We start from the raw sequence: 26,626 nt of genomic DNA, 5'->3' as shown, positions 1-26,626 counted from the left end.
CCGTCGGAAGGCCGTGCGGGGAGTGGAATTAAAGGTCAGGCCGCGGCCGGCCCCGGCCGCACGCCCAGGAAATGAAGAATGAACTCGCGCAATTCCTCGATGTCCGTCGCTATGCGATCATCACCGCGGCTGGCGGAGGCATGAAAGATGCCGTCGAGATGCAGGCCGATCAGCCGGGCCATCCTGGCCGTGTCCACGGGCCGGTACAGGCCGGCGGCAATGCCCCGCGCCAGCGTCTCCTGCACGAGGACGCGCTCGTCGCGATAGAAATCCGCGATCAGCTGGTCGACTTGCGCGTCGCGGGCATTGAGGGCCGCATAGTCGGCCATGATCTTCACCATGCGCGTCACCGTGGGGGCGATCTCGATCTGGATATCGAGCCAGGCACCGATATCGGAGAGCGGATCGTTGTCGCGCGCACCGCGCCGCGCCTCGTAGCCGGCCATGATCTGGTTCAGCGCGTGGGCGAGCACGCTGCGGAACAAATGGTCCTTGTTCTCGAAATAATGGTAGATCAGCCCGACATTGATCCCGCAGGCCAGCGCGATGTCGCGCACCGTGACGATGCTGTAATGGGACGTGCCGAACAACTTCAGCGCTTCATCCAGGATGAGTTCTGACCGCTTGGCCGGATCCAGGCGCTGGCGCACCGCCTTCACGTTCATTCAAAACTCTCCCTTCGGGCGAAGCATCGCATGCCCCGCCTGCCGCGGCCACTTCGGGTTATCCCGTAGGTCATAGGGCGAAAACCCGCTTTTCGCTGCCGATATCTCAGGCAATACCCGCTCGCAATTGCACAAGATAGGGCTTTTAAGGCCTTGCGGCATAAGGTTTTGCATAAATGTTGTGCGGTGCAAAAATCTCTCTTGCAGGTGCGTATTAAACGCTCGCTTAATAGCGTCGTCTTGTCGCATTCGACCGTCGGAGTTCGCCTATGAACCGCATTTTCCGCGCCGTGGTCCTGCTCGCCCTCCTCTGTAGCGCCCTGTTCGGCGCCGGCCCGAATCGCGCCGAGGCCGCCGAGAAGAAATCGTTCAAGATGGGCTATTCCATCTATGTCGGCTTCATGCCGCTCGCCTACATGAAGCAATCCGGTATCCTCAAGAAGTGGGCCGACAAATACGGCATCGATATCGATATCGTGCTGGTGAACGATTACGTCGGCTCCATCAACCAATTCATTGCCGGGGATCTGGACGCGGTGGGCGTCGCGGGCATGGACGGGCTCACCATGCCGGCCGCCGGCGGCGTGGATACCTCAATCTTCCTCATCACCGATTTCTCGAACGGCAATGACGCGCTGCTGTCCAAGTCCGCGAAATCCGTCGCCGATCTGAAGGGCCAGGATGTCTATCTGCTGGAATTCAGCGTCTCCCATTATCTGCTCGACCGCGCGCTGGTGATGAACGGCCTGCACGGCGTCGGCGCGGTGAAGACCATCAATATCTCGGACGCCGATATCGCTTCCGCCTACCTCACCAAGCCGGAACTGAAGCACGCCGTTTCCTGGAAGCCGATGACCGCCGACATGCTCGCGGGCAGCAAGGACACCAAGATCCTGTTCGACAGCTCCAAGATCCCCGGCGAGATCATGGATGTCTTCATCGGCAAGACCGAGGTGCTGAAGGACAATCCGAACTTCGCCAAGGCGATCACCGGGGCCTGGTATGAGGCGCTCGCCACGCTGAAGGCCGGCGGCGATGCGGCCAAGCCCATCAATGAAATCATGGCCAGCGCCATGGGCACCGATGTTCCCGGCCTCCAGTCGCAGGTGGAGACCACCCATTTCTTCTACACGCCCGGCGAGGCCGCGGCCTTCCTCACCGCCGCCAGCACCAAGAAGGCCTGGGACTATATCCGCACCTTCTGCTTCGACCGCGGCCTGTTCGGCCAGGGCGCGACCAGCGTGGACGCCATCGGCATCATGATGCCCGACGGCAGCGTGCTCGGCGATACGAAGAACGTGAAGATGCGCGTCAACGCCTCGTTCGCCCAGGCCGCGGCCGACGGCAAGCTCTGATACCCCAGCGAGAGAAGGGAGGGCTGATCCTTGCGACGCATCATCAATTATCCGCCCGCGCGCGGCCAGAAGCTGATCCTGGGCATCCTTCCCTTCCTCGCCATCCTGCTGATCTATCTGATGGCCTCCGAGGCACGCCTCGCGGCCAATCCGGGGGACAAGCTCATCCCCGGCTTCGCGTCCTTCTATGCCGCCATGGAGCGCCTGATGGCGCAGCCGGACCGGTCCAGCGGCCAATATCTGTTCTGGTGGGATACCTATCTCAGCCTCTGGCGCCTGTGCGTCGGGCTCGGCATCTCGGCCCTGTTGGGCTGCGTGCTCGGCATCCTCATCGGCTTCATTCCCCATCTGCGCGCCATGTTCGAGCCGGTTCTGGCCGCGCTCTCCCTGGTGCCGCCGCTGGCGGTGCTGCCGATCCTGTTCATCATCTTCGGCCTCGGCGAAGTGTCGAAGATCGTGCTGATCGTGTTCGGCGTCGCCCCGTTCCTGATCCGCGACGTGGTGCTGCGGGTGGAAAGCCTGCCGCGCGAGCAGATCATCAAGGCGCAGACGCTCGGCGGTTCGACCTGGCAGATGATGACCCACGTGGTGCTGCCGCAGGTGATGCCGAACCTGATCAATTCGGTCCGCCTCTCGCTCGGCGCCACCTGGCTGTTCGTCATCGCGGCGGAAGCCATCACGGCGGAAGGCGGGCTCGGCTATCGCATCTTCCTGGTGCGCCGCTATCTCGCGATGGACGTCATCCTGCCGTACGTCGCCTGGATCACTTTGCTGGCCTTCCTGATGGATTACGGCCTGCGCCGCCTCAACACCCGTGCCTTTCCCTGGGCCGCGCTGAAGGAGAGCTGAGGTGACGGCGATCAAGATCGACAAGGTCTGGAAGGAATACGGCGACACCATCGTGCTGGAAAACATCAGCCTGGAGCTGCCGGACCACGAGTTCCTGGTCATCATCGGGCCGAGCGGTGTCGGCAAGACCACCCTGCTGCGCCTGCTGCTGAGCCAGGAGACTCCGACGCGCGGGGAAATCCTGATCGACGGCAAGCCGATCGCGAGCGAGCCGACCGCCGATCGCGGCGTGGTGTTCCAGCGCTATTCGGTGTTTCCCCACAAGACCGTGCTGGGCAATGTGATGCTCGGCCCGCAATGGGCGCAGGCGCCCCTGCTTGGCCGATTGTTCGGCCGCAAGCACCGTGCACTCAAGGAACGGGCCCTCGCCCTGCTCGATCGCGTCGGCCTTGGTGCGGCGGCGGACAAATATCCCCAGCAGCTCTCCGGCGGCATGCAGCAGCGCCTGGCCATCGCCCAGGCGTTGATCATGGAGCCCAAGGTGCTGCTGCTGGACGAGCCGTTCGGCGCGCTCGATCCCGGCACGCGCAAGGCGATGCATGTGCTGGTGCGCGACCTGTGGGAAGAGCACGCCATGACCATCGTCATGGTCACCCACGATCTCGCCGAGGCGTTCGCCCTCGGCACCCGCGTGATCGCGGTGGACCGTCCGCGCCGTGATCCCCAGGCGCCCGGGCGCTATGGGGCGACGATCACCTCCGATTTCGAAGCCAAGTGCCGGATCGTCCGCGAATCCGAGCGCTTCGAAGCCGCCCGCGCCAAGGCGCGGCAGGACCACGGCCAGAGCGGGGCCTCGCCTCCGTCCGCGGCGGTGATCCACCCCTTCCCCCTCAAGGCCGGCGCCGCCTAACAGCCTCGCCCGCCTTCAACATCAAACGCCTAGGAGCACGCCACATGGTCGCGCAACCCTTTCACTTGGCCTGGTTCATGAACTTCACGCCCGACGAATGGCGCGAGCCGTTCGGCAATGGCGGGTATCCCTGGGACGGCCGTTTCTACATGGAAATGGCGCAGACGCTGGAGCGCGCCTGCTTCGATTACATCATGATCGAAGACAAGCTCATGGTGCCGGAGACCTTCGGCGGCTCGCGCGACTTCGCGCTGAAGAATGCCATGATGGTGCCGAAGCACGACCCCGCGCCCCTCGCCACCGCCATGGGCATGGCCACCAGCCGGCTCGGCGTGGTCGCCACCATGTCCACCCTCGCCTATCCGCCCTATCTGCTGGCGCGGCTATGCTCCACCATCGACAGCCTGACGCGCGGGCGCTTCGGCTGGAACATCGTCACCTCGGCGGAGGATCTCGCCGCGCAGAACTTCGGCATGGACAAGCTGCCCCTGCGCGAAATTCGCTACGAGATGGCGGACGAATACATGGAAGTGGTCAGCAAGCTGTTCGACAGCTGGGATGCCGACGCGATCGTCCTCGACCGGGAGAACGGCATCTATGCCGATCCCTCCAAAGTTCGCACCATCGACCACAAAGGCAAGTATTTCCAGGTGCGCGGCCCGCTCAATACGGTGCCCTCGCCCCAGGGCCGGCCGGTCTATGTGCAGGCCGGCGCCTCGCCGCGCGGCCGCGACTTCGCGGCGCTCCACGCGGATTCCATCATCTCGGTCGCCAGCGGCGTCGCCGAGATGAAGAAATTCCGCGATGACATCCGCGCCCGCGCCGTAAAGCTCGGCCGCGACCCCAACGCCATCAAGGTGCTGTTCTGCATCACCCCGACGCTGGGCGAGACCGAGGAGGAAGCAAAGGCCAAGTATCAGCGCCTGGTTTCCTCGCCCCATTTCATCAACGACACCTTGTCCTCGCTCTCCGCCATCACCGAGATCGACTTCTCCAAATACGACGTGGACAAGCCGCTGCCGGAAAAGCTCGTCACCAATGGCGAGTCGGGCACGCTCGACAAGTTCCAGCAATGGGGCTCGGGCAAGACCGTGCGCGAACTGGTGGTGGACGGCGGCGGCGGCCTCGTCTCCTCGGTGGAGCTGATCGGCACGCCGGACCAGGTGGCGGATCGCATGGGCGAGGTGATGGAAGAGGTGGGCGGCGACGGCTTCCTCATCACCACGCCGGTGCTGCGCGTCTCGCGCCGCTACATCATGGAGGTGGCCGACGGCCTCGTTCCCGCGCTCCAGCGCCGGGGCCTGACCCGCACCGCCTACTCCCACGAGAAGCTGCGCGACAATCTGCTGGAATTCTGAGGCCGGCGCGGCGGCCGCCCCCGCGCGCCGCCGCCGCCACCCGCACCCTGGAGAGACACTCATGAGCGAAGCAGCGCAAACCGGCGCGGATATCCTGGACACTTTGTTCCGCACCGCCCGCTCGCACAATAAATGGCGCGACGGCAAAATCTCCGATGAAACGCTGGTCGAGCTCTACGACCTGCTGAAGATGGGCCCCACCTCGGCCAATTGTTCGCCCGGCCGCTTCGTCTTCGTGCGCACGCCAGAGGGCAAGGAAAAGCTGCGCCCGGCGCTCTCCAAGGGCAATCTCGACAAGACCATGGCCGCGCCCGTCACGGTCATCGTGGCGCAGGATGAAGCTTTCTACGAGCATTTGCCGAAGCTGTTCCCCCACGCGGACGCCAAGTCCTGGTTCACCTCGAGCCCCGACGCGGCCCGGGAAACCGCATTCCGCAACAGCACGCTGCAGGGCGGCTATCTGATCCTCGCCGCGCGTGCGCTCGGGCTGGACGCCGGGCCCATGTCCGGCTTCGACAAGGCCAAAGTGAACGAGGCCTTCTTCGCTGGCACGCGGTGGACCGCGAACTTCCTGGTCAATCTCGGCCATGGCGACCCGTCCGGGGTGTTCGGCCGGTTGCCGCGCTTCGATTTCGCGGACGCCTGCGTGCTGGCATGAGCCCGGCCGCGCATTCCGTCACGCCCTACCATCCCGGAGGGATCACCCCCATGAACCTCGGCCACACCCCGCCGGCGGACGCCGGCCCCCACGGCGCACCCGCCGTGACCCAGCAGAGCTATCGCGATGCCATGTCCCGCGTCGGCGCGGCGGTGAATGTCGTCACCACCGATGGCCCGGGCGGAAAGGCGGGCTTCACCGCCTCCGCCGTGTGCAGCGTCACCGACAGCCCGCCCACCTTGCTGGTGTGCCTCAATCGCGGCTCCTCCGTCAGCGCAGCCTTCCAGGCCAATGGGGTGCTGTGCGTCAACACGCTGGCGCCGAGCCACAAGGGTCTGTCCAACCTGTTCGGCGGCAAGACGCCCATGGAAGAGCGCTTCGCGGCCGCGCAATGGGCGCCTTGCGCCACCGGCGCGCCCATGCTGGCGGACGCGGTAGCGGCGTTCGATTGCCGGGTGGCCCGCACCGTGGATGTGGGCACCCATTGCGTGCTGTTCTGCGAGGTGGTCGGCATCGCCGCCGGCGGAACGCCGGAGGCGCTGATCTATTTCGGCCGGCGCTATCACGCGGTGCACGACGGCACCTCGCAATGAGCGCGCCGGCTGCCTTCCCGAAAGCCTGAACCGGGAAAACGCCCGGCGATCAGGCCGCGACCTGTTCTCCCCGCCAGGCTGCGCCGACGCCCGCCAAGCGCACCACGAGATCGAAGGCGTGCTGCAGCGCCGAGGGATCGGCCTTGTTCTGGCCGACGATGTCGAACGCCGTGCCTTGCGACGACGTCACGATGGGCACCGGCATGCCGCCGAGAACGGTGACGTTTTCGCCGAACGCGACGGTCTTCAGGGCGATCTGGCCCTGGTCGTGATACATGGTGACGATCAGGTCGGCATCGCCGCGCAGGGCGGTGCGGAAGATGGTATCGGCGGGGAACGGGCCTTCCACGTCGAGCCCGTCCGCCTTCATCCGCGCGACGGCGGGGGTGAGAACCTCGATCTCCTCCAGCCCCATCGCCCCGCCTTCGCCCGCATGGGGATTGAGCGCGGCCACGCGGATGCGCGGCTTGGCAATGCCGCCGGCACGCGCCGCGCGCACGCCGATCTGCGTCGCCTCCAGGATCCGCTCGACCGTGATCGCGCCCGCGACGTCCTTCATGGGAATATGGGAGGTGACGCGAGTGGTCCAGAGCGGACCACGGTTGATCAGCTCGAAACAGGTCTCGCGCCAGTTCAGCAATTCCTGGAAATAGTGCATCTCGTCGAGCGCGTGATGCCCGGCGAGCTTCATCGCCTGTTTGTTCAGCGGCCCGTAGAGGATGCCGTTCACATGCCCCGCGGCCGCGGCCGCCGCCACCGCCTGGAGGCTCGCGAGCGTATGGCGCCCGGCCTGCGCCGAGGCGATGCCGGGGCGCAGGCTCTCGCCGTCGGCGAGGGGCACGTCGATCAGCGTCACGAGGGCATCGGAGGCGGCGCTGGCGGCACTGTCGGCGACCGGCTCGACATCTATGCGGACACCGGCGATCGCCTGCGCGCGTGCGAAGACCTCAGCATCCGCGAACAGGGCGACCGGCACCTTGCGGTTGGCGGAAAGTACCTTGGCGACCACTTCCGGTCCCACGCCGGCGGGGTCGCCGAGCATCATCCCAATACGAGCCATTTGCGTCTCCGATCACCTGATTGACTTCTTGTTAGCCGTCGATTAGCACTAGTGCATACGTATGCGCAAGCAGAGCAGGGACCCTCGTCCAGCCGCGCGGAAGTGCAACGGAATGGCCCGCCGGCACACTCAAAGAGCGGAGCCAGGGCGGAAACGAGAGGAAGCCAATGCTCGATATCAGCGAAGCGATATCGCCCGTCCAGCGCGCCGAAGCGGCCGCTGCGGAAGCGAAGCGTCTTTCCGGCATGGTGGTTTGCGAGGGCCGGCTCCAGGCCGCGCTGACCGACCACACGTTCGAGGTCGATAATCCCGCCACCGGCCGCATCATCGGCCACGCGCCCCGCTGCGGCAGCGCCGATGTCGACCGCGCCGTTGCCTCCGCCCAATCCGCCTTCGCGGGCTGGCGCCACCTCACCGCCCGCGACCGCGCGGCCTTCCTGGTGAAGGCCGCGGCGCGGCTGGAGAGCGAGGCGGAAGCGATCGCCCAACTTTCCGCATTCGAGACCGGCAACGCGCTCGCGACCCAGACCCGCGGCGAAGCCGCCACCATGGTGGACATCCTGCGTTTCTTTGCCGGCCTCGCCGGCGAGGTGAAGGGGCAGACCATTCCCTATCTGGACGGCCGCCTGCTGTTCACCAAGCGCGAGCCGCTTGGCGTGGTCGCCGCCATCATTCCCTGGAATGCCCCGCTGATGCAACTCGCATCCAAGATCGGCCCGGCGCTCGCAGCCGGCAACACGGTGGTGCTGAAGACCGCCGAACAGGCGCCGCTCGCCGTGCTGCGGTGTTTCGAGCTTATGCAGGAAGTGCTGCCGCCGGGCGTCACCAATTGCATCTCGGGCCTTGGCGAGGAGGCCGGGCGCCTGCTGTGCGAGCATCCCCAGGTGCGCAAGGTCACCTTCACCGGGTCGAGCGCCGTGGGCGTGAAAATCCTGCATTACGCGGCCGATAAGATCGCCCCGGTCACGGCTGAACTCGGCGGCAAGAACCCGAGCGTCTTCCTGCCCGACATGGATCCGGCGGCCGCCGCCGACGGCGTGGTGCGCGGCCTGCGGCTGCAGCGCCAGGGGCAGTCCTGCACCGCCGGCACGCGGGTCTATATCCACGATTCCATCTATGACGAAGTGGTGGAGCGGGTGCTTGCAATTATCCCCACCTTCCGCGTCGGCGACCCGCTGGACGAGCGCACGCAGGTGGGTTCCATCATCTCCAAGTCCCAGTTCGACCGCGTGGAGCGCTATGTGCAGATGGCGCGCCAGACCGAGGGCGCGCGCATTCTCACCGGCGGCGCGCGCCCACAGGACCCGGCCCTGAAGGACGGCTATTTCTACCAGACCACCCTCATCGAAGGCATCCCGCATTCGTCGCAGGTGTGCCAGGACGAGATCTTCGGACCGGTGGCGACGCTCGCGCGCTGGACCGATTTCGCGGCGGTGATCGAGGAAGCCAACGATGTCAAGTTCGGCCTCGCCGCCACGGTATGGACCAACGATCTGTCCAAGGCCTTCCAGTTCATCGAGCAGGTGGACGCCGGCTTCGTGCAGGTGAACCAATATGCGGTGGCCGAAGCGAACATCGAATACGGCGGCACCAAGATGAGCGGCATGGGGAAAGAGCTTTCGCTCGAAAGCATGCTGCATCATTTCACCTGGTCGAAGACCGCCATCATCAATCCGAATATTTCGGCCTAGGGAGCCCGTCATGCGTGTAGCATTCATCGGCATCGGAAACATGGGGCGCCCCATGGTCCGCAATCTGATCCATGCCGGTCACACCGTCTTCGCCTACGACCTTTCGGTGGCCGCCCTCGACGAGGCCGTGCGGCTCGGCGCCCATGCGGCGGTCTCGCCCCACGGCGCCGCGACCGAGGCGGACGTGGTGATCTCCATGCTGCCCACCGGGCAGAATGTGCGCGACCTCTATCTCGGGCCTGACGGCCTCGTGGCGAAAACGCGCGCAGGCACTTTGCTGATCGATTCCAGCACCATTTCGAGCACCGTATCGTCCGAGATCGCCGTCGAGGCCCGCGCCGCTGGCAAGAGCATGATCGATGCCCCGGTTTCCGGCGGCACTCCGGGGGCGGAGGCGGGCACCCTCACCTTCATGGTGGGCGGCAGCGCCGAGGACCTGGAGCGCGCGCGCCCGCTGCTGGAAGCCATGGGAAAGCGCATCTTCCATGTGGGCGGCAACGGCGCCGGCCACACGGCGAAGCTCTGCAACAACATGCTCTCCGGCGTCTGCATGGCCGCCACCGCCGAGGCGCTCGCGCTCGGCGTCGCCAATGGCCTGGACCCGGCGGTGCTCTCGGAAGTGATGCGCAATTCCTCGGGCACGAACTATGCGCTGGAGCGCTATCATCCCTATCCCGGCATCATGCCGAACGTGCCCTCCTCCCATGGCTACCAGGGCGGCTTCCGCTCCGAGTTCCAGCTCAAGGACATGCGTTTGGCCAAGCAGCTCTCGGCGGAATACAAATCCCTGAGCCCGCTCGGCGATCTCGCGTGCGATCTGTTCGCGCTGCATTGCCAGAGCGGCAACGGCCATCTCGATTACGGCAGCATCATCAAGATGATGATGAAGGTGCCCGAGGGCGCGGCGCCCGGTGCCGCGAGCGCAGACGACCAGATGAGGCGCGCAGTCTAGACCGGACGAGGTCTCCCACCGCCATAAAACAAAACGGCGGGGGAGGAGGGAACGCACAACGCCAAGGACGACTCGCGTGGCGCGATGGAGGCGGCATTCCGTTGGAGGAATCCTGCTGTCCCCGCGCCCCGCCGCCGGCTCCCACATGGCGCCGGAGGACGGACCGCGCCGAGTCGCCTCACCACCGGAGGAGGGACATGGGCTACGCGATCGAAGCGCGTGACCTGAGCAAGCAGTTCAACGGCTTTTTCGCCGTAAAGGACGTCAGCCTGCAGGTTGCGGAAAATACCATACACGGCATCATCGGCCCCAACGGGGCCGGCAAGACCACGCTGTTCAACCTGTTGACCAGCTTCCTGAAGCCGACCCACGGCTCGATCCATTATCGCGGGCGCAACATCACCCATTTGGAGCCGGCCGCCGTGTCGCGGCTCGGCCTGGTGCGCTCGTTCCAGATCTCCTCAGTGTTCGACCAGCTCTCGGCGCGGGACAATGTGCGCGTCGCGCTCCAGGGGAAAGAGGGCGGAAGCTATTGCTTTTGGCGCTCCACCGCCGCGCTCGCCCGCTTCGACGACCGCGCCGACGAACTGCTGGAGATGGTCGGCCTCACCGCCTATGCCGACACCGCCTCCGGGTCCCTCGCCTATGGCCGCAAGCGGGCGCTGGAGCTTGCCACCACCCTCGCGCTGGAACCGGAAACCCTGCTGCTGGACGAGCCCATGTCCGGCCTTGGCCCGGAGGATATCGGCCCGATCACCGAGCTGATCCGCACCGTGGCGAAGGGGCGGACCGTGGTGATGGTGGAACACAATCTCCCGGTCGTCGCGACCCTTTCCGACACCATAACGGTGCTGGCGCGCGGCCAGCTCCTCGCCAGCGGCACCTATGCGGAAGTCACGGCCAATCCCGAAGTCATCACCGCCTATCTCGGGGAGGACGACGATGACGAATGAGGCGACTCCCGCCGTGCTCTGCGTGCGCGACCTGCATGGCTGGTACGGTGATTCCCACGTGCTGCACGCGGTCTCCTTCGACGTGCGGCCCGGCCAGCTCGTGACGCTGCTGGGCCGCAACGGCGCCGGCAAGAGCACCACGCTCAAAGCCATGATGGGCCTGCTGGACAAGCGCCGCGGCTCGATCCTGTTTCGCGGCAAGGAGACCATCGCGGCACAGGCCAACCAGATCGCCCGCCAGGGCCTCGCCTATTGCCCGGAAGATCGCGGCATCTTCGCCACCCTCTCGGTGGAGGAGAATCTGCGCCTTCCCCCGAAAATCCGAGACGGCGGCATGGGGATCGACGCCATCTACCGCCTGTTTCCCAACCTCAAGGACCGCGCCAAGAGCGTCGGCACCAAGCTCTCCGGCGGCGAGCAGCAGATGCTCGCCATCGCCCGCATCCTGCGCACCGGCGCCGACACGCTCCTGCTGGATGAGCCGACCGAAGGGCTCGCCCCGGTCATCGTCAAGCAGATCGGGGCGGTGATCCGTGAGCTGAAGGGGCTCGGCTACACCATCCTTCTGGTGGAACAGAACATCAAGTTCGCCGCCAAGGTCGCCGATCAGCATTACGTCCTGGAGAACGGTCGCGTGGTGGAACACATCCCCCATGCCGCTCATGCCGACGAAGTGCGCGGCATCGCCAACTATCTGCACGCATAGGAGGGCGATATGCAAAATTTAATGGATACTCTCTCCAACCTGTCGATTGATGCATTCATGGGCCAGCTGATGCTTGGCCTCATCAACGGCGCCTTCTATGCCATGCTGAGTCTTGGCCTCGCCTTGATCTTCGGCATGTTGAACATCGTCAACTTTGTGCATGGCGCGCAATACATGCTGGGCGCCATGCTGGCCTGGATCCTGCTCCAGACCCTCGGCATCAATTATTGGGTCTCGCTGCTGCTGGCGCCCTTCATCGTCGGCGCGTTCGGGCTGCTGCTGGAGCGTTTCGTGCTGCGGCGGGTCTATGCGCTCGATCCCGCCTACGGCCTGCTGCTGACCTTCGGCATCGCCCTGCTGCTGGAAGGCAGCTTCCGCCAGAAGCTCGGCTCCTCTGGGCAGCCTTATGCCATCCCCACGGAGCTGCGCGGGGGATGGGACCTCGGCTTCATGTACATGCCCACCTATCGGGCCTGGGTGCTCGTCGCCTCCATCACCATCTGCTTCGCGGTCTGGTACGTGTTCGAGCGCACCCGCCTCGGCTCCTATCTGCGCGCAGCGACGGAAAAGCCCCAATTGGTGCGCGCCTTCGGCATCGACGTGTCGAAGATGATCAACCTCACCTATGGGCTTGGCGTCGCGCTCGCCGCGGTGGCGGGCGTGCTCGCGGCGCCGATCTACCAGGTGAGCCCGCTCATGGGCTCCAACATCATCATCGTGGTGTTCGCGGTGGTGGTGATCGGCGGCCTCGGCTCCATGTCGGGCGCGATCGTCTCCGGCTTCCTGGTGGGGTTCGTGGAGGGATTGACCAAGGTGTTCTATCCCGCCGCGTCCAGCACCGTCGTGTTTGTCCTCATGGCCTGCGTCCTGCTGGTGAAGCCGGCCGGCCTGTTCGGAAGGAGGGCATGACCATGCTCATGGCAAGTCCCGTCAAGACCCCCGTCGCCGCCAAGGCCGCTGACGCGCGCCGGCGCCAGATTCTCGCCTGGGGGCTCGGCATCGCGGCGCTCGCGGTGTTCCCCTTCGTGGTCTATCCGCTGTTCGCCATGAAGGTGCTGTGCTTCGCTTTGTTCGCCTGCTCCTTCAACCTGCTGTTCGGCTTCGCCGGTCTGCTCTCGTTCGGCCATGCCGCCTATTTCGGCATCGCATCGTACGTGACGGCGGAATCGGCGAAATACTGGGGCCTCACCCCGGAACTCTCGATCCTCGCCGGCACCGCCGTCGCGATCGTGCTGGGGGCGGCGTTCGGCTGGCTGGCGATCCGCAGGCAGGGGATCTATTTCTCCATGATCACCCTGGCCCTGGCGCAGATGGTGTTCTTCTTCTGCCTGCAGGCGGAATTCACCGGCGGCGAGGACGGCATCCAGAGCGTGCCGCGCGGCGATCTGTTCGGGCTGATCCCGCTCGGCAGCCACATGGCGATGTATTATTTCGTCATGGTGGTGTTCCTGATCGGCTTCCTCATCATCTACCGCACCATCAATTCCCCCTTCGGCCAAGTGCTGCGGGCGGTGCGGGACAATGACATCAAGGCCACCTCGCTCGGCATCAAGACGCGCCACGTGAAGCTGGCCGCCTTCGTCATCTCCGCCGGCGTGGCGGGGCTCGGCGGCGCCACCAAGGCGCTGGTGTTCCAGCTCGCCTCGCTCACGGACGTGAGCTGGCAGGCCTCGGGCGAAGCGGTGCTGATGACCGTGCTCGGCGGCGCGGGAACGCTGACCGGGCCCGTCATGGGCGCGCTTATCGTCACCGGCATGCAGCAATATCTCGCCCAGTTCGGCTCCTGGGTGACCATCATCCAAGGCGCGATCTTCGTGGTCTGCGTTCTGGCTTTCCGCCGAGGGATCGTGGGCGAGCTCGATCGCATCGCCCATCTTCCCGCCGTGTGGCGGCGGCGACGGGCCGAACGCCGGTTCACCCCGGCGCCGCGCCCCACCACGGATTTCTGAGCATTTTCAACGGAGTTCCCATGGCCTACAAACTCAAAACGGGCCGCGACCAGCAGCTCGTCGCGGATGACGACAAGAAGATCCGCGCCACCGTGGAAGCGATCCTCGCCGACATCGAAAGCCGGGGCGATGCCGCCGTGCGCGAATTGTCCGCCAAGTTCGACGGCTGGGAACGCGACGACTACCGCCTGAGCGACCAGGAGATCGAGGGGTGCCTCGCCCAATTGTCCAAGCGCGACATCGAGGACATCCAGTTCGCCCAGGCCCAGGTCCGCAACTTCGCCCAGCACCAGCGCGCCGCCTTGCAAGACATCGAGGTGGAAACGCTGCCAGGCGTGGTGTTGGGGCACAAGAACATCCCGGTGAATTCGGTGGGCTGCTATGTGCCCGGCGGCAAATATCCGCTGCTCGCCTCGGCCCATATGTCGGTGGTGACGGCCAAGGTGGCGGGCGTTTCCCGCATCGTCACCTGCGCCCCGCCGTTCCATGGCAAGCCGGCGCCCGCCATCGTCGCGGCCCAGCATCTGGCTGGGGCCGACGAGATCTATTGCCTGGGCGGCATCCAGGCCGTGGGCGGCATGGCGCTGGGCACGCAGACCATCGCGCCGGTGGACATGCTGGTAGGGCCGGGCAATGCATTCGTCGCCGAGGCCAAGCGGCAATTGTTCGGCCGCGTGGGCATCGACCTGTTTGCCGGCCCGACGGAAACGCTGGTGATCGCCGACGAGACGGTGGACGGCGAACTCTGCGCCACCGACCTGCTGGGCCAGGCGGAGCATGGGCCCAATTCTCCGGCGATCCTCCTCACCACCTCCGAGAAGCTCGCCCGCGAGACCATGGCGGAAGTCGAGCGCCTGCTCGGCATCCTGCCGACGGCGGCGGTGGCGCGCCAGTCCTGGGAGGATTATGGCGAGGTCATCATCTGCGAGGACGAGGCGGAGATGGTGAGGGAAGCCGACCGGATCGCCTCGGAGCACGTGCAGGTGATGACCCGCGACCCGGATTATTTCCTCGCCAACATGACCAATTACGGCGCGCTTTTCCTCGGCCCGCGCACCAACGTCTCGTTCGGCGACAAGGTAATCGGCACCAACCACACCCTGCCCACCAAGAAGGCGGCCAAATACACGGGCGGGCTGTGGGTCGGCAAATTCATCAAGACCGTTACCTATCAGCGCGTGCTGACGGACGCCGCCTCGGCGATGATCGGGGAATATTGCTCGCGCCTGTGCATGCTGGAGGGCTTCGCCGGCCATGCAGAGCAGGCCAACATCCGCGTGCGGCGGTATGGCGGACGCAACATTCCCTACGCCACGGCGGCGGAATAGGCGGGAGGCGACGGCGGCCCCCTCTGCGGCCATGTTGCCGCAGATGGAAGGGCCGCCAAAGACCGGGCTATAAGGTGGCTGCGCGCATGCGCCGGACCATGGCGGAGGATGGATGAGCAAGATTACCTCGCGCGACGTGGCGCGCGCCGCGGGCGTGTCGCAATCCACGGTCTCGCGGGCACTTGCCGGCGATGCCCGCATTTCGAGCGATACGCGCGAGCGCATCCTCTCGGCGGCGCAAAGCATCGGCTATACGCCCAACGAGCTGGCGCGCAGCCTCCTGAGCAACAAGTCGAACATCGTCGGGCTGGTGATGGGGGATCTGCTGAACCCCTTCTATCCCACGGTGCTGAACGGCTTCGTTGCGGCGCTGCAGGAGCTCGGCAAGAGGGTTCTGCTGTTCACCGTGCCGCCGGGCGGGGAAGTGGACGACGTGCTGCCGTTCCTCCTGCAATATCAGGTGGAAGGGGTGATCATCACGTCCTCGGCCTTGTCCAGCAAGATGGCCAATGCGTGCGAGCGCAACAAGACCCCGGTCGTGCTCTTCAACCGTGCCACCTACAAGGAGGCGGTCTGCTCGGTGTGCTGCGCCAATGTGCAGGCGTCCTTCGACCTCGCGGAACGCCTGATCGAGGCGGAGCACGACCGCTTCGCCATCATCGGCGGGCGGGCCGATACCTCGACCCATATCGAGCGCAAGCAGGGCCTGGAGGAGGCGCTCGCGCGCCATGGATTGTCACTGGTGGGCGACGAGATGGGCGACAACACCTATGAGGGAGGCTTTGCTGCCGCCCTGCGCCTGCTGCGCTTCCGCAGGCGGCCCAATGCCATCGTGTGCGTGAGCGACGTGATGGCCATGGGGGCGCTCGACGCGGCGCGGTTCGAACTCGGCCTGCGCGTGCCGCAGGACCTCTCCATCGTCGGCTTCGACGATATCCCCTCGGCCTCCTGGCCGAGCTACCAGCTCACCACGGTGCGCCAGCCGATCGCCGCCATGATCGAGCGCTCCCTGGCGCTGCTGTTCGACCCGGAGCGAAAGACCAAGCGCAAGGCGATCACCGAGCGGCTGCCCGGTGAATTGATCGTGCGCTCTTCCGCGCTGATCACCTCGAAATACCCGGCGGAATAACCCCGCGCGCGCCGGGAAACGACCATTGACACGCGCGTGCGCCTGTGAATGCATACGTATGCACAGGCGCTAGACCTGAAAAACAAAACGTAAGGGGAGATGCCCAAAATGAAGAAACTGTTCTCGCTTCCCGCGCTCGCGGTGGCCCTCGCGGCCGCCCTGCCGCTCGGCACGGCCCACGCCGCAGACGGCGTGAAGATCGGCGTGCTGACCGACATGTCCGGCCTGTTCTCGGACATTTCCGGCCAGGGCTCCGTGACCGCCGTGCAGATGGCCATCGATGATTTCGGCGGCAAGGTGCTCGGCCAGCCCATCGGCCTCGTCTATGCCGATACGCAGAACAAGGCCGACATCGGCGCCGGCATCGCCCGCCAATGGTACGAGACCGATAATGTCGACATGATCACCGACATTTCCAACTCCGCCGTGGCCATCGCGGTGGTGGATATCGCCGCGTCGCTCAAGAAGATCGCCATCGTTGTCGGCGCCGCCACCTCGCGCATTTCCAACGACAAGTGCACGCCCTATTCCATCCATTACGCGTTCGACACGATTTCCTGGGCCAACGTCACCGGCAAGGCGATCCTGAAGGATGGCGGCGACAGCTGGTTCTTCCTCACCACCGACTATGCCTTCGGCCTGGCGCTGGAGAAGGACACCGCGCAGATCGTCAAGGATGCGGGCGGCAAAGTGGTCGGCTCGGTGAAGACGCCGCTCAACACACCGGACTTCTCCGCCTTCCTGCTCAGCGCCAAATCCTCCGGCGCCAAGGTGATCGCGCTCGCCAATTCGGGCGGCGACACCATCAATGCGGTGAAGCAGGCCGAGGAGTTCAAGATCACCAAGGACGGCAAGCAGCGTCTTGCCGTGCTGGGCGGCTACATCACCGACATGCACTCCATCGGCCTGAAGACCGCCCAGGGCCTGCTCTACACCGAAGGCTTCTACTGGGATCTCAATGACGAGACCCGCGCCTGGTCCAAGCGCTTCTACGAGAAGATCGGCCGCATGCCCACCGTCACCCAGGCGGCGGATTATTCCTCGGTGCTGCATTATCTCAAGGCGGTCGCCGCCGTCGGGTCCAAGGACAGCGACAAGGTGATGGCGGAGATGCGCAAGACTCCGGTGAACGACATGTTCGCAAAGAACGGCATCATCCGCGCCGACGGCCGCATGGTCCACGACATGTACCTGCTCCAGGTGAAGAAGCCGGAAGAGTCCAAGTATCCGTGGGACGACATGATCGTCAAAGCCGTGGTGCCGGGCGACGAGGCGTTCCAGTCGATGGAAAAGGGCTCCTGCCCGCTGGTCAAGCGCGGCTGAGGACCGAGAAGCCGGTGCCTCGCCTGCCGCCCGCTCCGCGCCCGTTCGCAGCCTGACAGCGAACACGGGCGCGGAACGCCGGCTGCGGGCGGGGCACCGGCCCCCAACAATCAAGGGACACCATCATGTTGCTGGAAGGAAAGGTCGTGGTCGTCACCGGCGCGGCCACCCCGCGCGGGATCGGCTTCGCCACAGCGACCCGCTTCGCCCGCGAAGGCGCCCGCATCGCCATCCTCGATCTGGACGGCAAGGCGGCCGCCGATGCGGCGGCACGCCTTGGAACCGCACACGTCGGGCTCGCTTGCAACGTCACCGATCCGGCGCAGTGCGCCCACGCCATCGGCGCCGTGCTCGCCCATTTCGGCGCGCTCGACATCATCGTCAACAATGCCGGCGTCAGTCAGCCCACCCGCCTCATGGATGTGGACCGCGCCAATTACGATCTGGTGATGGACGCGAGCCTGCGCGGCACGTTCAACATGAGCCAGGCGATCGTGCCGCATTTCCGCGAACAGCATGCCGGCGTCATCGTCTGCATCGGCTCGCTCGCGGCCCTGCGCGGCGGCGGCGTGTTCGGCGGCCCCCATTATGCCGCCGCGAAAGGGGGCGTGCACAGCCTTGCCAAATCCATGGCGCGCGAGCTTGCCGCCGACGGCATCCGCGTCAATGCGATCGCGCCCGGCCTGGTCGATACGGACATTTTCCAGGGCCAGCTCACGCCGGAGCGGCGCCGGGCAGTGGAAGAGGCCGTGCCCATGGGCCGCCTCGCCCGCGCCGACGAGATCGCCGATGCCTGCCTGTTCCTCGCGAGCGATCTGTCCAGCTATGTCACGGGCGCCGTGCTGGACGTGAACGGCGGGCTGCACATGCATTGAGGCCGGCGCGCCGCCGCGTCGCACGGCCGAGGCCGCCGGGATGACACCCGGCAGGCCCCGCCGGCCTCAGCCCAGCGCCTCTTCCAGGCGGTCGGCAATGGTGCGCAGCACCTTCACGCGGGCGAAGTGCTTGTTCTCCGCCTCCACCAGCGTCCAGGGGGCGTAATAGGTGCTGGTGCGGTCCACCATGTCGGTCACGGCCTGCTCATAGAGCGGCCATTTCGCCCGATTGCGCCAGTCCTCGGGTGTCAGCTTGAAGCGCTTGTAGGCGACGCGCTCCCGCTCGGCGAAACGGCGGGCCTGCTCGTCCGGGCTGATGGCGAGCCAGAATTTCGCCAGCACATAGCCGCCATCGTACAGCTGGCGTTCGAAATCATTGATCTCGCCATAGGCCCGCGTCCAATCCTCCTGCGGGGTCAGTTTCTCCACCCGCTCCACCAGCACCCGGCCATACCAGGAGCGGTCGAACACGGCGGTGGAGCCACGCGCGGGAATGCGCCGCCAGAAACGCCAGAGATAGGGCCGCGCGCTTTCCTCATCGCTCGGCGCGGAGATGGGATGAACGCGGAAATGGCGCGGGTCCAGCGCCTCCCGCAGGCGCATGATGGTGCTGCTCTTGCCGGCCGCGTCGCTGCCCTCGAACGCGCACACAAGGCCCCGCTTGGCGAATGCGCGGGAATTGGTGAGGTGGGTGATGCGCTGCTGCTCCGCATCCAGCTGCGTGCGATAGCTCGCCTCGTCGAGCTTATGGCTGAAATCCAGAGTGGAGAGAATGCTGACCGCCGGCAGCGCCGCCGGACTTGGATGGTGGGCCGGCGCGTTCGCCGGAACGGGCGCCGCGCATGCGGCGGGCGGCAGCTCGGTCGCGTGCGTGAGAACCTCCATCAGGGCGTTCCCCACCGCGATGGCGCAATAATGAGGATCGGCGGCCGGCACGATGGTCCAGGGCGCGATGCCCGTGGAGGTCTGCCGGAATGCCTCCGCGGCGCTCGCCTCCAGCCGACGACGGGTCTTCTTGCTGGAAATGCCCGACCATTCCCGCACCACCGGCCGGTCGTAGGGGCCCTCGTCCAGCGCCTTCAGCCGCGCCTTGGCGTCCTCGGGGTCGAGATAGAGCCACAATTTCAGCAGCAGCACGCCCTCGGCGTGGAGCATCGCCTCGAAATGGTTGATCGCGTCCAATGCCTGGGTGAGATCCGCGCCGTCGGGCCCACCGAGTGCATGGGTCTTGATGGGCGCGTGATACCAGGAGCCAAGGATGATGCCGATTTCCCCGTGGGCCGGCATATCGCGCCAATATTTCCACACCGCCGGCCGCGCGCGTTCCTCGTCGGTCGGCGCTTCATAGGTGAGGGTCGTGAGCTTGCGCGCGTCCAGCCAGCCGTACAGCTGGTTGAGGATCGCCCCCTTGCCCACGCCATCCGCGCCATTGATGAGAATGAGGATGGTGCATCGCTTCTGCGCGATCAGCTCGGACTGGAGATCAAGCAACCCCTCGCGCAGGCCGGGTTCCAGGGCCTTGAAGCTCGCCTTGTCGAGGCTGCGCTCGATCTTCATGGAATCGAACATGAAATTCCTGTCTGCTGCCGAACGTCAATCTCCGGCCGCGCGGACAGAGCGTCAAGTGGGGCGCGCAGATCCTCCGGCACCGGCGAAAATACGATGCTACCTCCTTCAACTCAGCGTTTTCAGTCGGGGCGCGGCCTTCCTTTACTGTCACGTCAGAAATACTGTTTGGTTTATTTTCCCTGAATGAACCAATTGGTTGAGAAAATGGCTTGTAAAAGTCGCTCGACAATCCCCACTCGCTTCCGCCATGCTGGCGTCACCCGGATGCGTTAATGATTCAGATCACAATGCATTAGTTGGTCATCGGGCAGGAGGCGGGCATGTCGAGCGGGAACACTGGGACCGTGCTGGGCGCGCTGACTGATGACCAAGGGGACGCGGATGCGCAACGCCTACAGGGCGATCCCGGCGTCGTCTCGGCCCTGACCTGGGCGTGGGGCACGAATACGGTGCTCGACTTCGATCCCACACGCGATACGCTGGATTTCGGCTGGTTCACCGCCGACACGTTCACGGTGACGGAAGTTGCCGGCTCGGTGGTTATCTCTATCCCGTCCAGTGCCGAAACCTATACGTTGCGCGGAGTCACCCTGGCAGAGCTTTCGCTCGCCAATATCTCCGCGCTGAACGCCTCGGCGCTCGTCGCCTGGAGCCGCATCCTCGATCCCGGCGATGGCGCCTTCGGCGACTATGCGGGCCTCGGCAAGGAGGTGGACATCACTTGGGGCTGGGCGACCCACCAGTCCATCGCCTTCGACCCCTCCCACGACATGCTGGATTTCGGCTGGATCGGCGCCGCCAATTTCACCCTGTCGGAGATCGACGGCTCGACCGTCATCGCGCTTCCCGCCACCGACCAGACCTATACGCTCGCCGGCGTCGGGCTGGCCGACCTCTCCTTGTCCAACATCACGGCCGATGACGCCTCCACGCTGATGGCGTGGAACACCGCGCTCACCGCGGCCCACGGCGCCGCGCCAACGGTCCCCCTGGACGATTCCGCCACAACCAGCGCCGAGGCACCGGCGGAAACCCCGGCGGAGCCAGTCTCGTCCGCTCCGGTCGTCATCGATACACCCGTGGCCGAAACACCCGTGGCCGAAGCGCCGGTCGCCCAGCCGCCGGTGGTCGAAACGCCCGTTGTGGAAACACCGGTGGTGGAGACATCGCCCGTCGCGGAAGCGCCGGTTGAGACACCGTCGAGCACGCCCGTGGAAACGCCCGCCGCGACGAAAGGGCCGATCCTCGCCGGCTATTATGCCGACTGGACGGTCTACGACCACAATTACACGATCTCGGACGTTCCCGCCGACCAGCTCACCAATCTCATCTATGCCTCGGCCAATATCGATGCCAGCGGCCACATGGTGCTGGTGGATCCCTATAGCGACACGCAGATGCTGTTCTCCGCAGCCGACAGCGTGGACGGTATCGCGGATAAGGCCGGCCAGGGATTGGCGGGCAGCTTCAACCAGATCGTGGAACTGAAGGCCGAGCATCCCGACCTGAAGGTCTCGATGATGATCGGCGGCTGGACCCTCTCCGCCAATTTCAGCGACACCGCCGCAACCGCCGAAGGGCGGGACACGTTCGCCCAGTCGGTGGTGGATTTCCTCAAGACCTATCCCATGTTCGACGGCGTGGACCTCGATTGGGAGTTTCCCGGCGGCGAGGGTGCGGCGGGCAATTCGGTGCGCCCGGACGACGGCGCCAATTACGCACTGCTGGTCGCGGACCTGCGCCATGCCCTCGACGGACTGGAGGCCGAGACGGGGCGCGACTACACCATCTCCGTGGCCTCTCCGGTGGGCGCGACCAAGATCGCCAATTTCAATCTCGCCGGCCTCGATCCCTATGTGGATTGGTTCAATGTGATGGCCTACGACTTCCACGGCACGTGGGAAACCACCACCGGCCACCTCGCGCCGCTGGTGGATTCCGCCGACGGCACAGGCATCGAGAGCGCGGTCGCGCAATATCTCGCCATCGGCATCGACCCCGGCAAGATGGTGCTCGGCGCGCCGCTCTATACCGCCGCCTGGAGCGGAGTGGCGGACGGCGGGGATGGTGGGCTCGATGCCGCCAGCACGGGATTTCCCGTCGGCTCCTCGGTCGGCCATTACGATTATGCCGACATCCTCGGCAAGCTTGAGGATCCGAACAGCGGCTGGTCGCTCTATTGGGACGACAATGCCCAGGCGGCCTATGTCTATAACGCCCAGCTCGGCATCTTCTCCTCGGTGGAGACCCCCGCCTCGGTGGCGATGAAGGCGGAATGGGCCCAGTCCCAGGGGCTCGGCGGCATGATGTTCTACGATCTCTCGGGCGACGCGACCGGCAACTCGGAGAGCCTCGTCAAGGCGGCCTATGAAAGCTGGGTGCAGGGCAAGTCGTTCTCGGACATTGCCAATGCCTCCAGCCTGACGCCGGACCACATCATCGGCGGCAACGGCGTGCTCGACAGCGTGGTCTCCGCGGCGCCGGTCGCCCACGCGCCGGAAACCATCGACATCACCTGGAACTGGGGCAAGCAGGAGGTGATCACCGATTTCCAGCCCGCCACCGACGTGCTGAATTTCGGCTGGGTCTCAGCGGACAGCGTGGTGCTGAGCGAAGTCAACGGGTCGACGGTGATCGCCCTGCCGGAAAACCTGCGCACCTATACGCTGAAGGGCGTGGCGCTGGACCAGCTGAGCCTCGCCAATGTCACCGGCTATGATTCCAGCATCATCGACGAATGGGCCGCCGCCCTCGACACGGCTCATAAGGCGGCGGATGCGCAGGCCGCTCTTCTCGGCGTGTCCACCGATACCCACACCCTGACGGGCTGAGCGGAACGGCGCCGAAAGGCTGGAGCCGGCTGCGCTTTGCATGCATGGGGCGCCACAGAGGCGGACTTTGCCTATTTTTCACCCACAATGCTCTCCATGCGTGCATCCGGCCGTGCGGGATGCGGCGGAAACCCTTGAATCTGCGTCCGCCGCATCTGGCACGTGATTTGCTCCAGAGAGGGCAGAGTTGGCGGCTAGGGTTCCGGCATCGCGTTGCGGTGTGCTGGTCCGAGAGCTGCCACCGGTCCGGGAGACATCCGGCCGGGTGCACGGCGGGATAAAAGCCCGGGAGACCTCGGTGGCCAAGGAATTGGCGGCACTGGAGTCTCGCCAATTCCTCATCGTTTGACCTAACGAAGGGGAATAGAATATGCGCTCTCGCTTCTCGAAATTCTTGGGCCTTGCCTGTGCCGCCGCGCTGATCGCCGGCGCATCCCCGGCGCTCGCCGCGCCGAAGAAGGAATTCAAGGTCGCCTGGTCGATCTATGTGGGCTGGATGCCCTGGGGCTATGCCGCCGAGACCGGCATCGTCAAGAAATGGGCCGACAAATACGGCATCAAGATCGACGTCACCCAGTTCAACGACTATGTCGAATCCATCAACCAGTACACGGCCGGCGCCTTCGACGCCTTGACCGTGACCAACATGGACACCCTCTCCGTGCCCGCCGCCGGCGGCGTGGACACCACCGCCGTGATCGTCGGCGATTTCTCCAACGGCAATGACGCCGTGATCCTGAAGAACAAGACCGACCTTGCCGCCATCAAGGGGCAGAAGGTCAATCTGGTCGAATTCTCTGTCTCTCACTACCTGCTCGCCCGCGCGCTCGAATCCATCAAGATGAGCGAGCGCGACGTGAAGGTGACCAATACTTCCGACGCCGACATGGTCGCCGCCTACAAGACCAAGGCGGTCACCGCCGTCGTCACCTGGAACCCGCTGGTCGCCGAGATCCTGGCCGACAAGAACGCCCACAACGTGTTCGACAGCTCCAAGATCCCCGGCGAGATCATGGACCTGCTGGTCGCCAACACCGCGACGCTCAAGGACAATCCGGACTTCGGCAAGGCGCTGGTCGGCATCTGGTACGAGACCATGGCGCTCACCACCGCCAAGACGGAAGCCGGCATCGCCGCCCGCACCGCCATGGCCAAGGCCTCGGGCACCGACCTCGCCGGCTTTGAAAGCCAGCTCGCCGCCACCAAGCTGTTCGACAAGGCCTCCGACGCCGTGGCGTTCGTGAAGTCGCCGGCGGTGGGCACCACCATGGACCGGGTGCGCAAGTTCCTGTTCGAGAAGAAGCTGCTCGGCAACGACGCCAAGTCCGCCGACGCGGTGGGCATTGAGCTTGCCGACGGCAAGATCCTCGGCGATGCGAAGAACGTGAAGTTCCGCTTCACGGACACCTACATGGCGGCCGCCGCGGACGGCAAGCTCTGACGCGCCGCTGAACCGCGACGGCAGATCGGAGATCCCCTCCATGCGTCTCATCAACCGCAGACCGGACCGCACGGCGGGGCTCCTGCTCGCGATCCTGCCGTTCGCCCTCGTGCTGCTCGCCTATGTGCTCGGCTCGGCCGAGCGCCTGGCGGAAAACCCGGCGGACAAGCTGCTGCCGAGCCTTGCGACCATCGGCGACGCCATCGCCCGCGTCGCCTTCATCCCCGATGCCCGCACCGGGGATTACATCCTGTGGTCGGACACGCTGGCGAGCCTGGAGCGGCTGGCCAGCGCCCTCGCGCTCTCGACGATCATCGCGCTCGTCGCGGGCATGCTCATCGGCCTGCTGCCGGGCGTGCGGGCGCTGCTCGCCTCGTTCGTCGGCATGGTCTCCATGGTGCCGCCGCTCGCCTTGCTGCCGATCCTGTTCATCGTGCTGGGGCTTGGCGAAGCCTCGAAGATCGCCCTGATCGTCATCGGCGTGACGCCGTTCCTCATCCGCGACCTCGCCATGCGGGTGCAGGAACTGCCGCGCGAGCAGATTATCAAGGCCGAGACGCTCGGCGCCTCCACCTGGCTGATCGCGCTGCGCATCGTGCTGCCGCAGATCCTGCCGCGCCTCATCGACGGCGTGCGGCTCTCGCTCGGCCCGGCCTTCCTATTCCTGATCGCCGCCGAGGCCATCGCGGCGGATTCCGGGCTGGGCTATCGCATCTTCCTGGTGCGCCGCTATCTCTCCATGGATGTGATCCTGCCCTATGTGGCGTGGATCACGCTGCTCTCCGTGCTCATGGATTTCGCCCTCGCCAAGCTGCGCGACGCCGCCTTCCCCTGGTTCGGAGGTGCGAAATGACCGCGATTCGGGTCGAGCACCTCTGGAAGGAATATGGCGAGCAGATCGTGCTGGAGAATATCTCGCTCGATTTCGCGCCCCGCTCCTTCGTTGCCCTGGTCGGTCCCTCCGGCTGCGGCAAGACCACCTTCCTGCGCATCCTGCTCAGCGAGGAGAAGGCGACGCGCGGCCGCGTCCTGATCGACGGCAAGCCGCTCGCCGGGGAACCGGGCGCCGACCGCGGCGTGGTGTTCCAGCGCTACAGCGTGTTCCCGCACCTGACCGTGCTGGGCAATGTGCTGCTCTCCGCCGAGATTGCCGGCGCGCCCCTCACCGGCCGCCTGTTCGGCACCGCCCGGCGGCGGGCGGAGGAGGAGGCCCGCGCCCTCATCGCCGAAGTGGGGCTCGCGGGCGCGGAGGGGAAATATCCCGCCGCCTTGTCCGGCGGGATGCAGCAGCGCCTTGCGCTCGCCCAGGCCATCATGCGCAAGCCGAAGATCCTGCTGCTGGACGAGCCGTTCGGCGCGCTCGACCCCGGCATCCGCGGCGACATCCACGCGCTCATGCTCAAGCTCTGGCATAGCTGCGAGATGAGCGTGGTGATGGTGACCCACGACCTGCGCGAAGCCTTCACGCTCGCCACCCGCGTCATCGCCTTCGAGCGCAAGCGCAACCGCAGCGAAGAGCGCGAGCGGTTCGGGGCCACCATCGCCCACGACATTGAGGTCTGGCCGAAGCGCATCGCCGGCCGGCCGCCCCTTCCATCCTCCGATCGGGACGGCCCGATCTCCCCCGAGGACACCGGCCGGGACGACCCGGCGCTTCTGTCGGTCTGAGGAGAGACGCATGACGATGAACGACGAGACACGCGCCCTCATCGAGGCGAACAAGCGCCGCTATGAGGAATTGAAGGCCGCCGGCCAGGACCATGCGCCCAGCGCCCTGCCCCCGCCCACCGCGCGCTGGAGCGTCATGCTCCCGCCTGGGCCGCTGCATCGGGAAACCATTCCCGGCGGCTGGTATTGGACCGTGAAGGTGCTGGCGGGCGAAGCGCTGCGCCTCTCGCTTCCCGAAGGGCCTTCCGCCGTTTCCATGATCGCCTGGAACGCCGCCGATACCTCCGAGCGGCTGAACTATGCCGACACGGTGAAGGTCCAATGGACCGCGGCGCTGGGCAAGGGCCGGGTGATCTTCTCCGACATGGGCAAGGTCATGTTCTCCATCGTCGAGGACACGACAGGTGTCCACGATGCCTTGATGGGCGGCTCCACTCCCGCCTCAAACCGCGCCCGCCACGGGAACGCCGTGCTGCGCAACACGCGGGACAATTTCATCCTGGCCGCCGGCAAGCTCGGCCTGGACCGGCGCGACATCCCGCCCTGCATCACCTTCTTCGCGCCCGTGCGCACCAATGAGGCCGGCGGCTTCGTGTGGCTGGAGGACAAGCGCCAGCAGGGAGATTTCGTCGACCTGCGCGCGGAGATGGACCTGCTCGTCGCATTCTCCAACTGTCCCCATCCGCTCGATCCGAACCCGGCCTACGACCCCAAGCCCGTGGAAGTGGTGCGCTTCCAGGCGCCCACCCCCGCCGCCGACGATCTCTGCCGCACCGCCACCCAGGAAGCCGTGCGCGGCTTCGACAATCTCGCGCGCTGAGGG

The 26,626-nt window shown here is 65.7% G+C and carries 24 protein-coding genes and 1 riboswitch; of the genes, 21 read left to right on the top strand and 3 right to left on the bottom strand.

Annotated features, from left to right (window positions below; translation table 11 throughout):
* Window positions 1-35 precede the first annotated feature (35 nt).
* The gene (locus tag V5F68_RS21425; RefSeq protein WP_394015379.1) at window positions 36-665 is read right to left on the bottom strand and encodes a TetR/AcrR family transcriptional regulator; all 630 of its coding nucleotides are present in this window, start codon (window positions 663-665) and stop codon (window positions 36-38) included.
* Window positions 666-934: 269 nt separating this feature from the next.
* Here V5F68_RS21425 and V5F68_RS21420 point away from each other — a divergent pair, with 269 nt between their 5' ends.
* From V5F68_RS21420 to V5F68_RS21395, 6 genes are all read left to right on the top strand, one after another.
* Window positions 935-2,020, top strand: coding sequence for a putative urea ABC transporter substrate-binding protein (locus tag V5F68_RS21420; protein ID WP_394015380.1), 1,086 nt, complete (start codon window positions 935-937; stop codon window positions 2,018-2,020).
* Between the two features lie 30 nt (window positions 2,021-2,050).
* Window positions 2,051-2,869 (top strand): ABC transporter permease, encoded by an 819-nt coding sequence (locus V5F68_RS21415; protein WP_394015381.1) that lies wholly within the window; start codon window positions 2,051-2,053, stop codon window positions 2,867-2,869.
* A gap of 1 nt (window position 2,870) precedes the next feature.
* On the top strand, window positions 2,871-3,719 hold the full coding sequence (locus V5F68_RS21410) for an ABC transporter ATP-binding protein (RefSeq protein ID WP_394015382.1): 849 nt from the start codon (window positions 2,871-2,873) through the stop codon (window positions 3,717-3,719).
* Between the two features lie 44 nt (window positions 3,720-3,763).
* On the top strand, window positions 3,764-5,077 hold the full coding sequence (locus tag V5F68_RS21405) for an NtaA/DmoA family FMN-dependent monooxygenase (protein ID WP_394015383.1): 1,314 nt from the start codon (window positions 3,764-3,766) through the stop codon (window positions 5,075-5,077).
* A gap of 61 nt (window positions 5,078-5,138) precedes the next feature.
* Window positions 5,139-5,735, top strand: a complete 597-nt coding sequence (locus tag V5F68_RS21400; RefSeq protein ID WP_394015384.1) for a malonic semialdehyde reductase — start codon at window positions 5,139-5,141, stop codon at window positions 5,733-5,735.
* Between the two features lie 50 nt (window positions 5,736-5,785).
* Window positions 5,786-6,328, top strand: coding sequence for a flavin reductase (locus V5F68_RS21395; RefSeq protein WP_394015385.1), 543 nt, complete (start codon window positions 5,786-5,788; stop codon window positions 6,326-6,328).
* 49 nt (window positions 6,329-6,377) lie between these two features.
* On the opposite strand, the gene V5F68_RS21390 is transcribed toward V5F68_RS21395, so the two are convergent.
* Window positions 6,378-7,388: a 4-hydroxythreonine-4-phosphate dehydrogenase PdxA gene (locus tag V5F68_RS21390; protein WP_394015386.1), complete on the bottom strand. Its 1,011-nt coding sequence runs from the start codon at window positions 7,386-7,388 to the stop codon at window positions 6,378-6,380.
* 167 nt (window positions 7,389-7,555) lie between these two features.
* On the opposite strand from V5F68_RS21390, the gene V5F68_RS21385 reads away from it, so the two are divergent.
* The 10 genes from V5F68_RS21385 (at window position 7,556) to V5F68_RS21340 (ending at window position 18,294) form a co-directional block, all read left to right on the top strand.
* The gene (locus tag V5F68_RS21385) at window positions 7,556-9,079 is read left to right on the top strand and encodes an aldehyde dehydrogenase family protein (RefSeq protein ID WP_394015387.1); all 1,524 of its coding nucleotides are present in this window, start codon (window positions 7,556-7,558) and stop codon (window positions 9,077-9,079) included.
* Window positions 9,080-9,089: 10 nt separating this feature from the next.
* Window positions 9,090-10,031 (top strand): 3-hydroxyisobutyrate dehydrogenase, encoded by a 942-nt coding sequence (gene mmsB / locus V5F68_RS21380; RefSeq protein ID WP_394015388.1) that lies wholly within the window; start codon window positions 9,090-9,092, stop codon window positions 10,029-10,031.
* A gap of 197 nt (window positions 10,032-10,228) precedes the next feature.
* The gene (locus tag V5F68_RS21375) at window positions 10,229-10,984 is read left to right on the top strand and encodes an ABC transporter ATP-binding protein (RefSeq protein WP_394015389.1); all 756 of its coding nucleotides are present in this window, start codon (window positions 10,229-10,231) and stop codon (window positions 10,982-10,984) included.
* On the top strand, window positions 10,974-11,690 hold the full coding sequence (locus V5F68_RS21370; RefSeq protein ID WP_394015390.1) for an ABC transporter ATP-binding protein: 717 nt from the start codon (window positions 10,974-10,976) through the stop codon (window positions 11,688-11,690). The genes V5F68_RS21375 and V5F68_RS21370 overlap by 11 nt, the downstream gene beginning before the upstream one ends.
* 21 nt (window positions 11,691-11,711) lie before the next feature.
* Window positions 11,712-12,599 (top strand): branched-chain amino acid ABC transporter permease, encoded by an 888-nt coding sequence (locus V5F68_RS21365; RefSeq protein ID WP_394015534.1) that lies wholly within the window; start codon window positions 11,712-11,714, stop codon window positions 12,597-12,599.
* Window positions 12,596-13,639: a branched-chain amino acid ABC transporter permease gene (locus V5F68_RS21360; protein ID WP_394015391.1), complete on the top strand. Its 1,044-nt coding sequence runs from the start codon at window positions 12,596-12,598 to the stop codon at window positions 13,637-13,639. Before V5F68_RS21365 ends, V5F68_RS21360 begins: the two co-directional genes overlap by 4 nt.
* A gap of 20 nt (window positions 13,640-13,659) precedes the next feature.
* The gene (gene hisD / locus V5F68_RS21355) at window positions 13,660-14,967 is read left to right on the top strand and encodes a histidinol dehydrogenase (RefSeq protein ID WP_394015392.1); all 1,308 of its coding nucleotides are present in this window, start codon (window positions 13,660-13,662) and stop codon (window positions 14,965-14,967) included.
* A gap of 112 nt (window positions 14,968-15,079) precedes the next feature.
* A complete protein-coding gene (locus V5F68_RS21350; protein WP_348845719.1) occupies window positions 15,080-16,096 on the top strand; it encodes a LacI family DNA-binding transcriptional regulator in 1,017 nt (338 codons plus the stop codon).
* Window positions 16,097-16,204: 108 nt separating this feature from the next.
* Complete coding sequence (locus tag V5F68_RS21345) at window positions 16,205-17,419, top strand: ABC transporter substrate-binding protein (RefSeq protein ID WP_394015393.1); 1,215 nt, start codon at window positions 16,205-16,207, stop codon at window positions 17,417-17,419.
* A gap of 125 nt (window positions 17,420-17,544) precedes the next feature.
* Window positions 17,545-18,294 carry an SDR family NAD(P)-dependent oxidoreductase gene (locus V5F68_RS21340; RefSeq protein ID WP_394015394.1) on the top strand — a complete coding sequence of 250 codons (750 nt, stop codon included), beginning with the start codon at window positions 17,545-17,547 and terminating at the stop codon, window positions 18,292-18,294.
* A gap of 66 nt (window positions 18,295-18,360) precedes the next feature.
* Here the strand turns inward: V5F68_RS21340 and pap are convergent, their stop codons facing one another.
* Window positions 18,361-19,863 carry a polyphosphate:AMP phosphotransferase gene (gene pap / locus V5F68_RS21335; protein ID WP_394015395.1) on the bottom strand — a complete coding sequence of 501 codons (1,503 nt, stop codon included), beginning with the start codon at window positions 19,861-19,863 and terminating at the stop codon, window positions 18,361-18,363.
* Between the two features lie 320 nt (window positions 19,864-20,183).
* On the opposite strand from pap, the gene V5F68_RS21330 reads away from it, so the two are divergent.
* The 5 genes from V5F68_RS21330 to V5F68_RS21310 all read left to right on the top strand — a co-directional run bounded on the left by V5F68_RS21330 (window position 20,184) and on the right by V5F68_RS21310 (window position 26,623).
* Entirely contained in the window at window positions 20,184-22,694 is a 2,511-nt protein-coding gene (locus V5F68_RS21330; protein WP_394015396.1) for a glycoside hydrolase family 18 protein, read from the top strand.
* Between the two features lie 183 nt (window positions 22,695-22,877).
* Window positions 22,878-22,988: riboswitch (guanidine-I (ykkC/yxkD leader) on the top strand.
* Between the two features lie 76 nt (window positions 22,989-23,064).
* Window positions 23,065-24,135, top strand: a complete 1,071-nt coding sequence (locus V5F68_RS21325) for a putative urea ABC transporter substrate-binding protein (RefSeq protein ID WP_394015397.1) — start codon at window positions 23,065-23,067, stop codon at window positions 24,133-24,135.
* Between the two features lie 40 nt (window positions 24,136-24,175).
* On the top strand, window positions 24,176-24,988 hold the full coding sequence (locus V5F68_RS21320; RefSeq protein WP_394015398.1) for an ABC transporter permease: 813 nt from the start codon (window positions 24,176-24,178) through the stop codon (window positions 24,986-24,988).
* Window positions 24,985-25,803 carry an ATP-binding cassette domain-containing protein gene (locus V5F68_RS21315; RefSeq protein ID WP_394015399.1) on the top strand — a complete coding sequence of 273 codons (819 nt, stop codon included), beginning with the start codon at window positions 24,985-24,987 and terminating at the stop codon, window positions 25,801-25,803. Before V5F68_RS21320 ends, V5F68_RS21315 begins: the two co-directional genes overlap by 4 nt.
* A 16-nt stretch (window positions 25,804-25,819) precedes the next feature.
* Window positions 25,820-26,623, top strand: a complete 804-nt coding sequence (locus V5F68_RS21310) for an urea amidolyase associated protein UAAP1 (protein ID WP_394015535.1) — start codon at window positions 25,820-25,822, stop codon at window positions 26,621-26,623.
* The last annotated feature ends 3 nt before the right edge of the window (window positions 26,624-26,626 follow it).

The sequence above is a fragment of the Roseixanthobacter pseudopolyaromaticivorans genome, assembly GCF_043195145.2.
Classification (GTDB): domain Bacteria; phylum Pseudomonadota; class Alphaproteobacteria; order Rhizobiales; family Xanthobacteraceae; genus NCEH01.
This window is presented reverse-complemented; position numbering and strand designations above follow the sequence as displayed.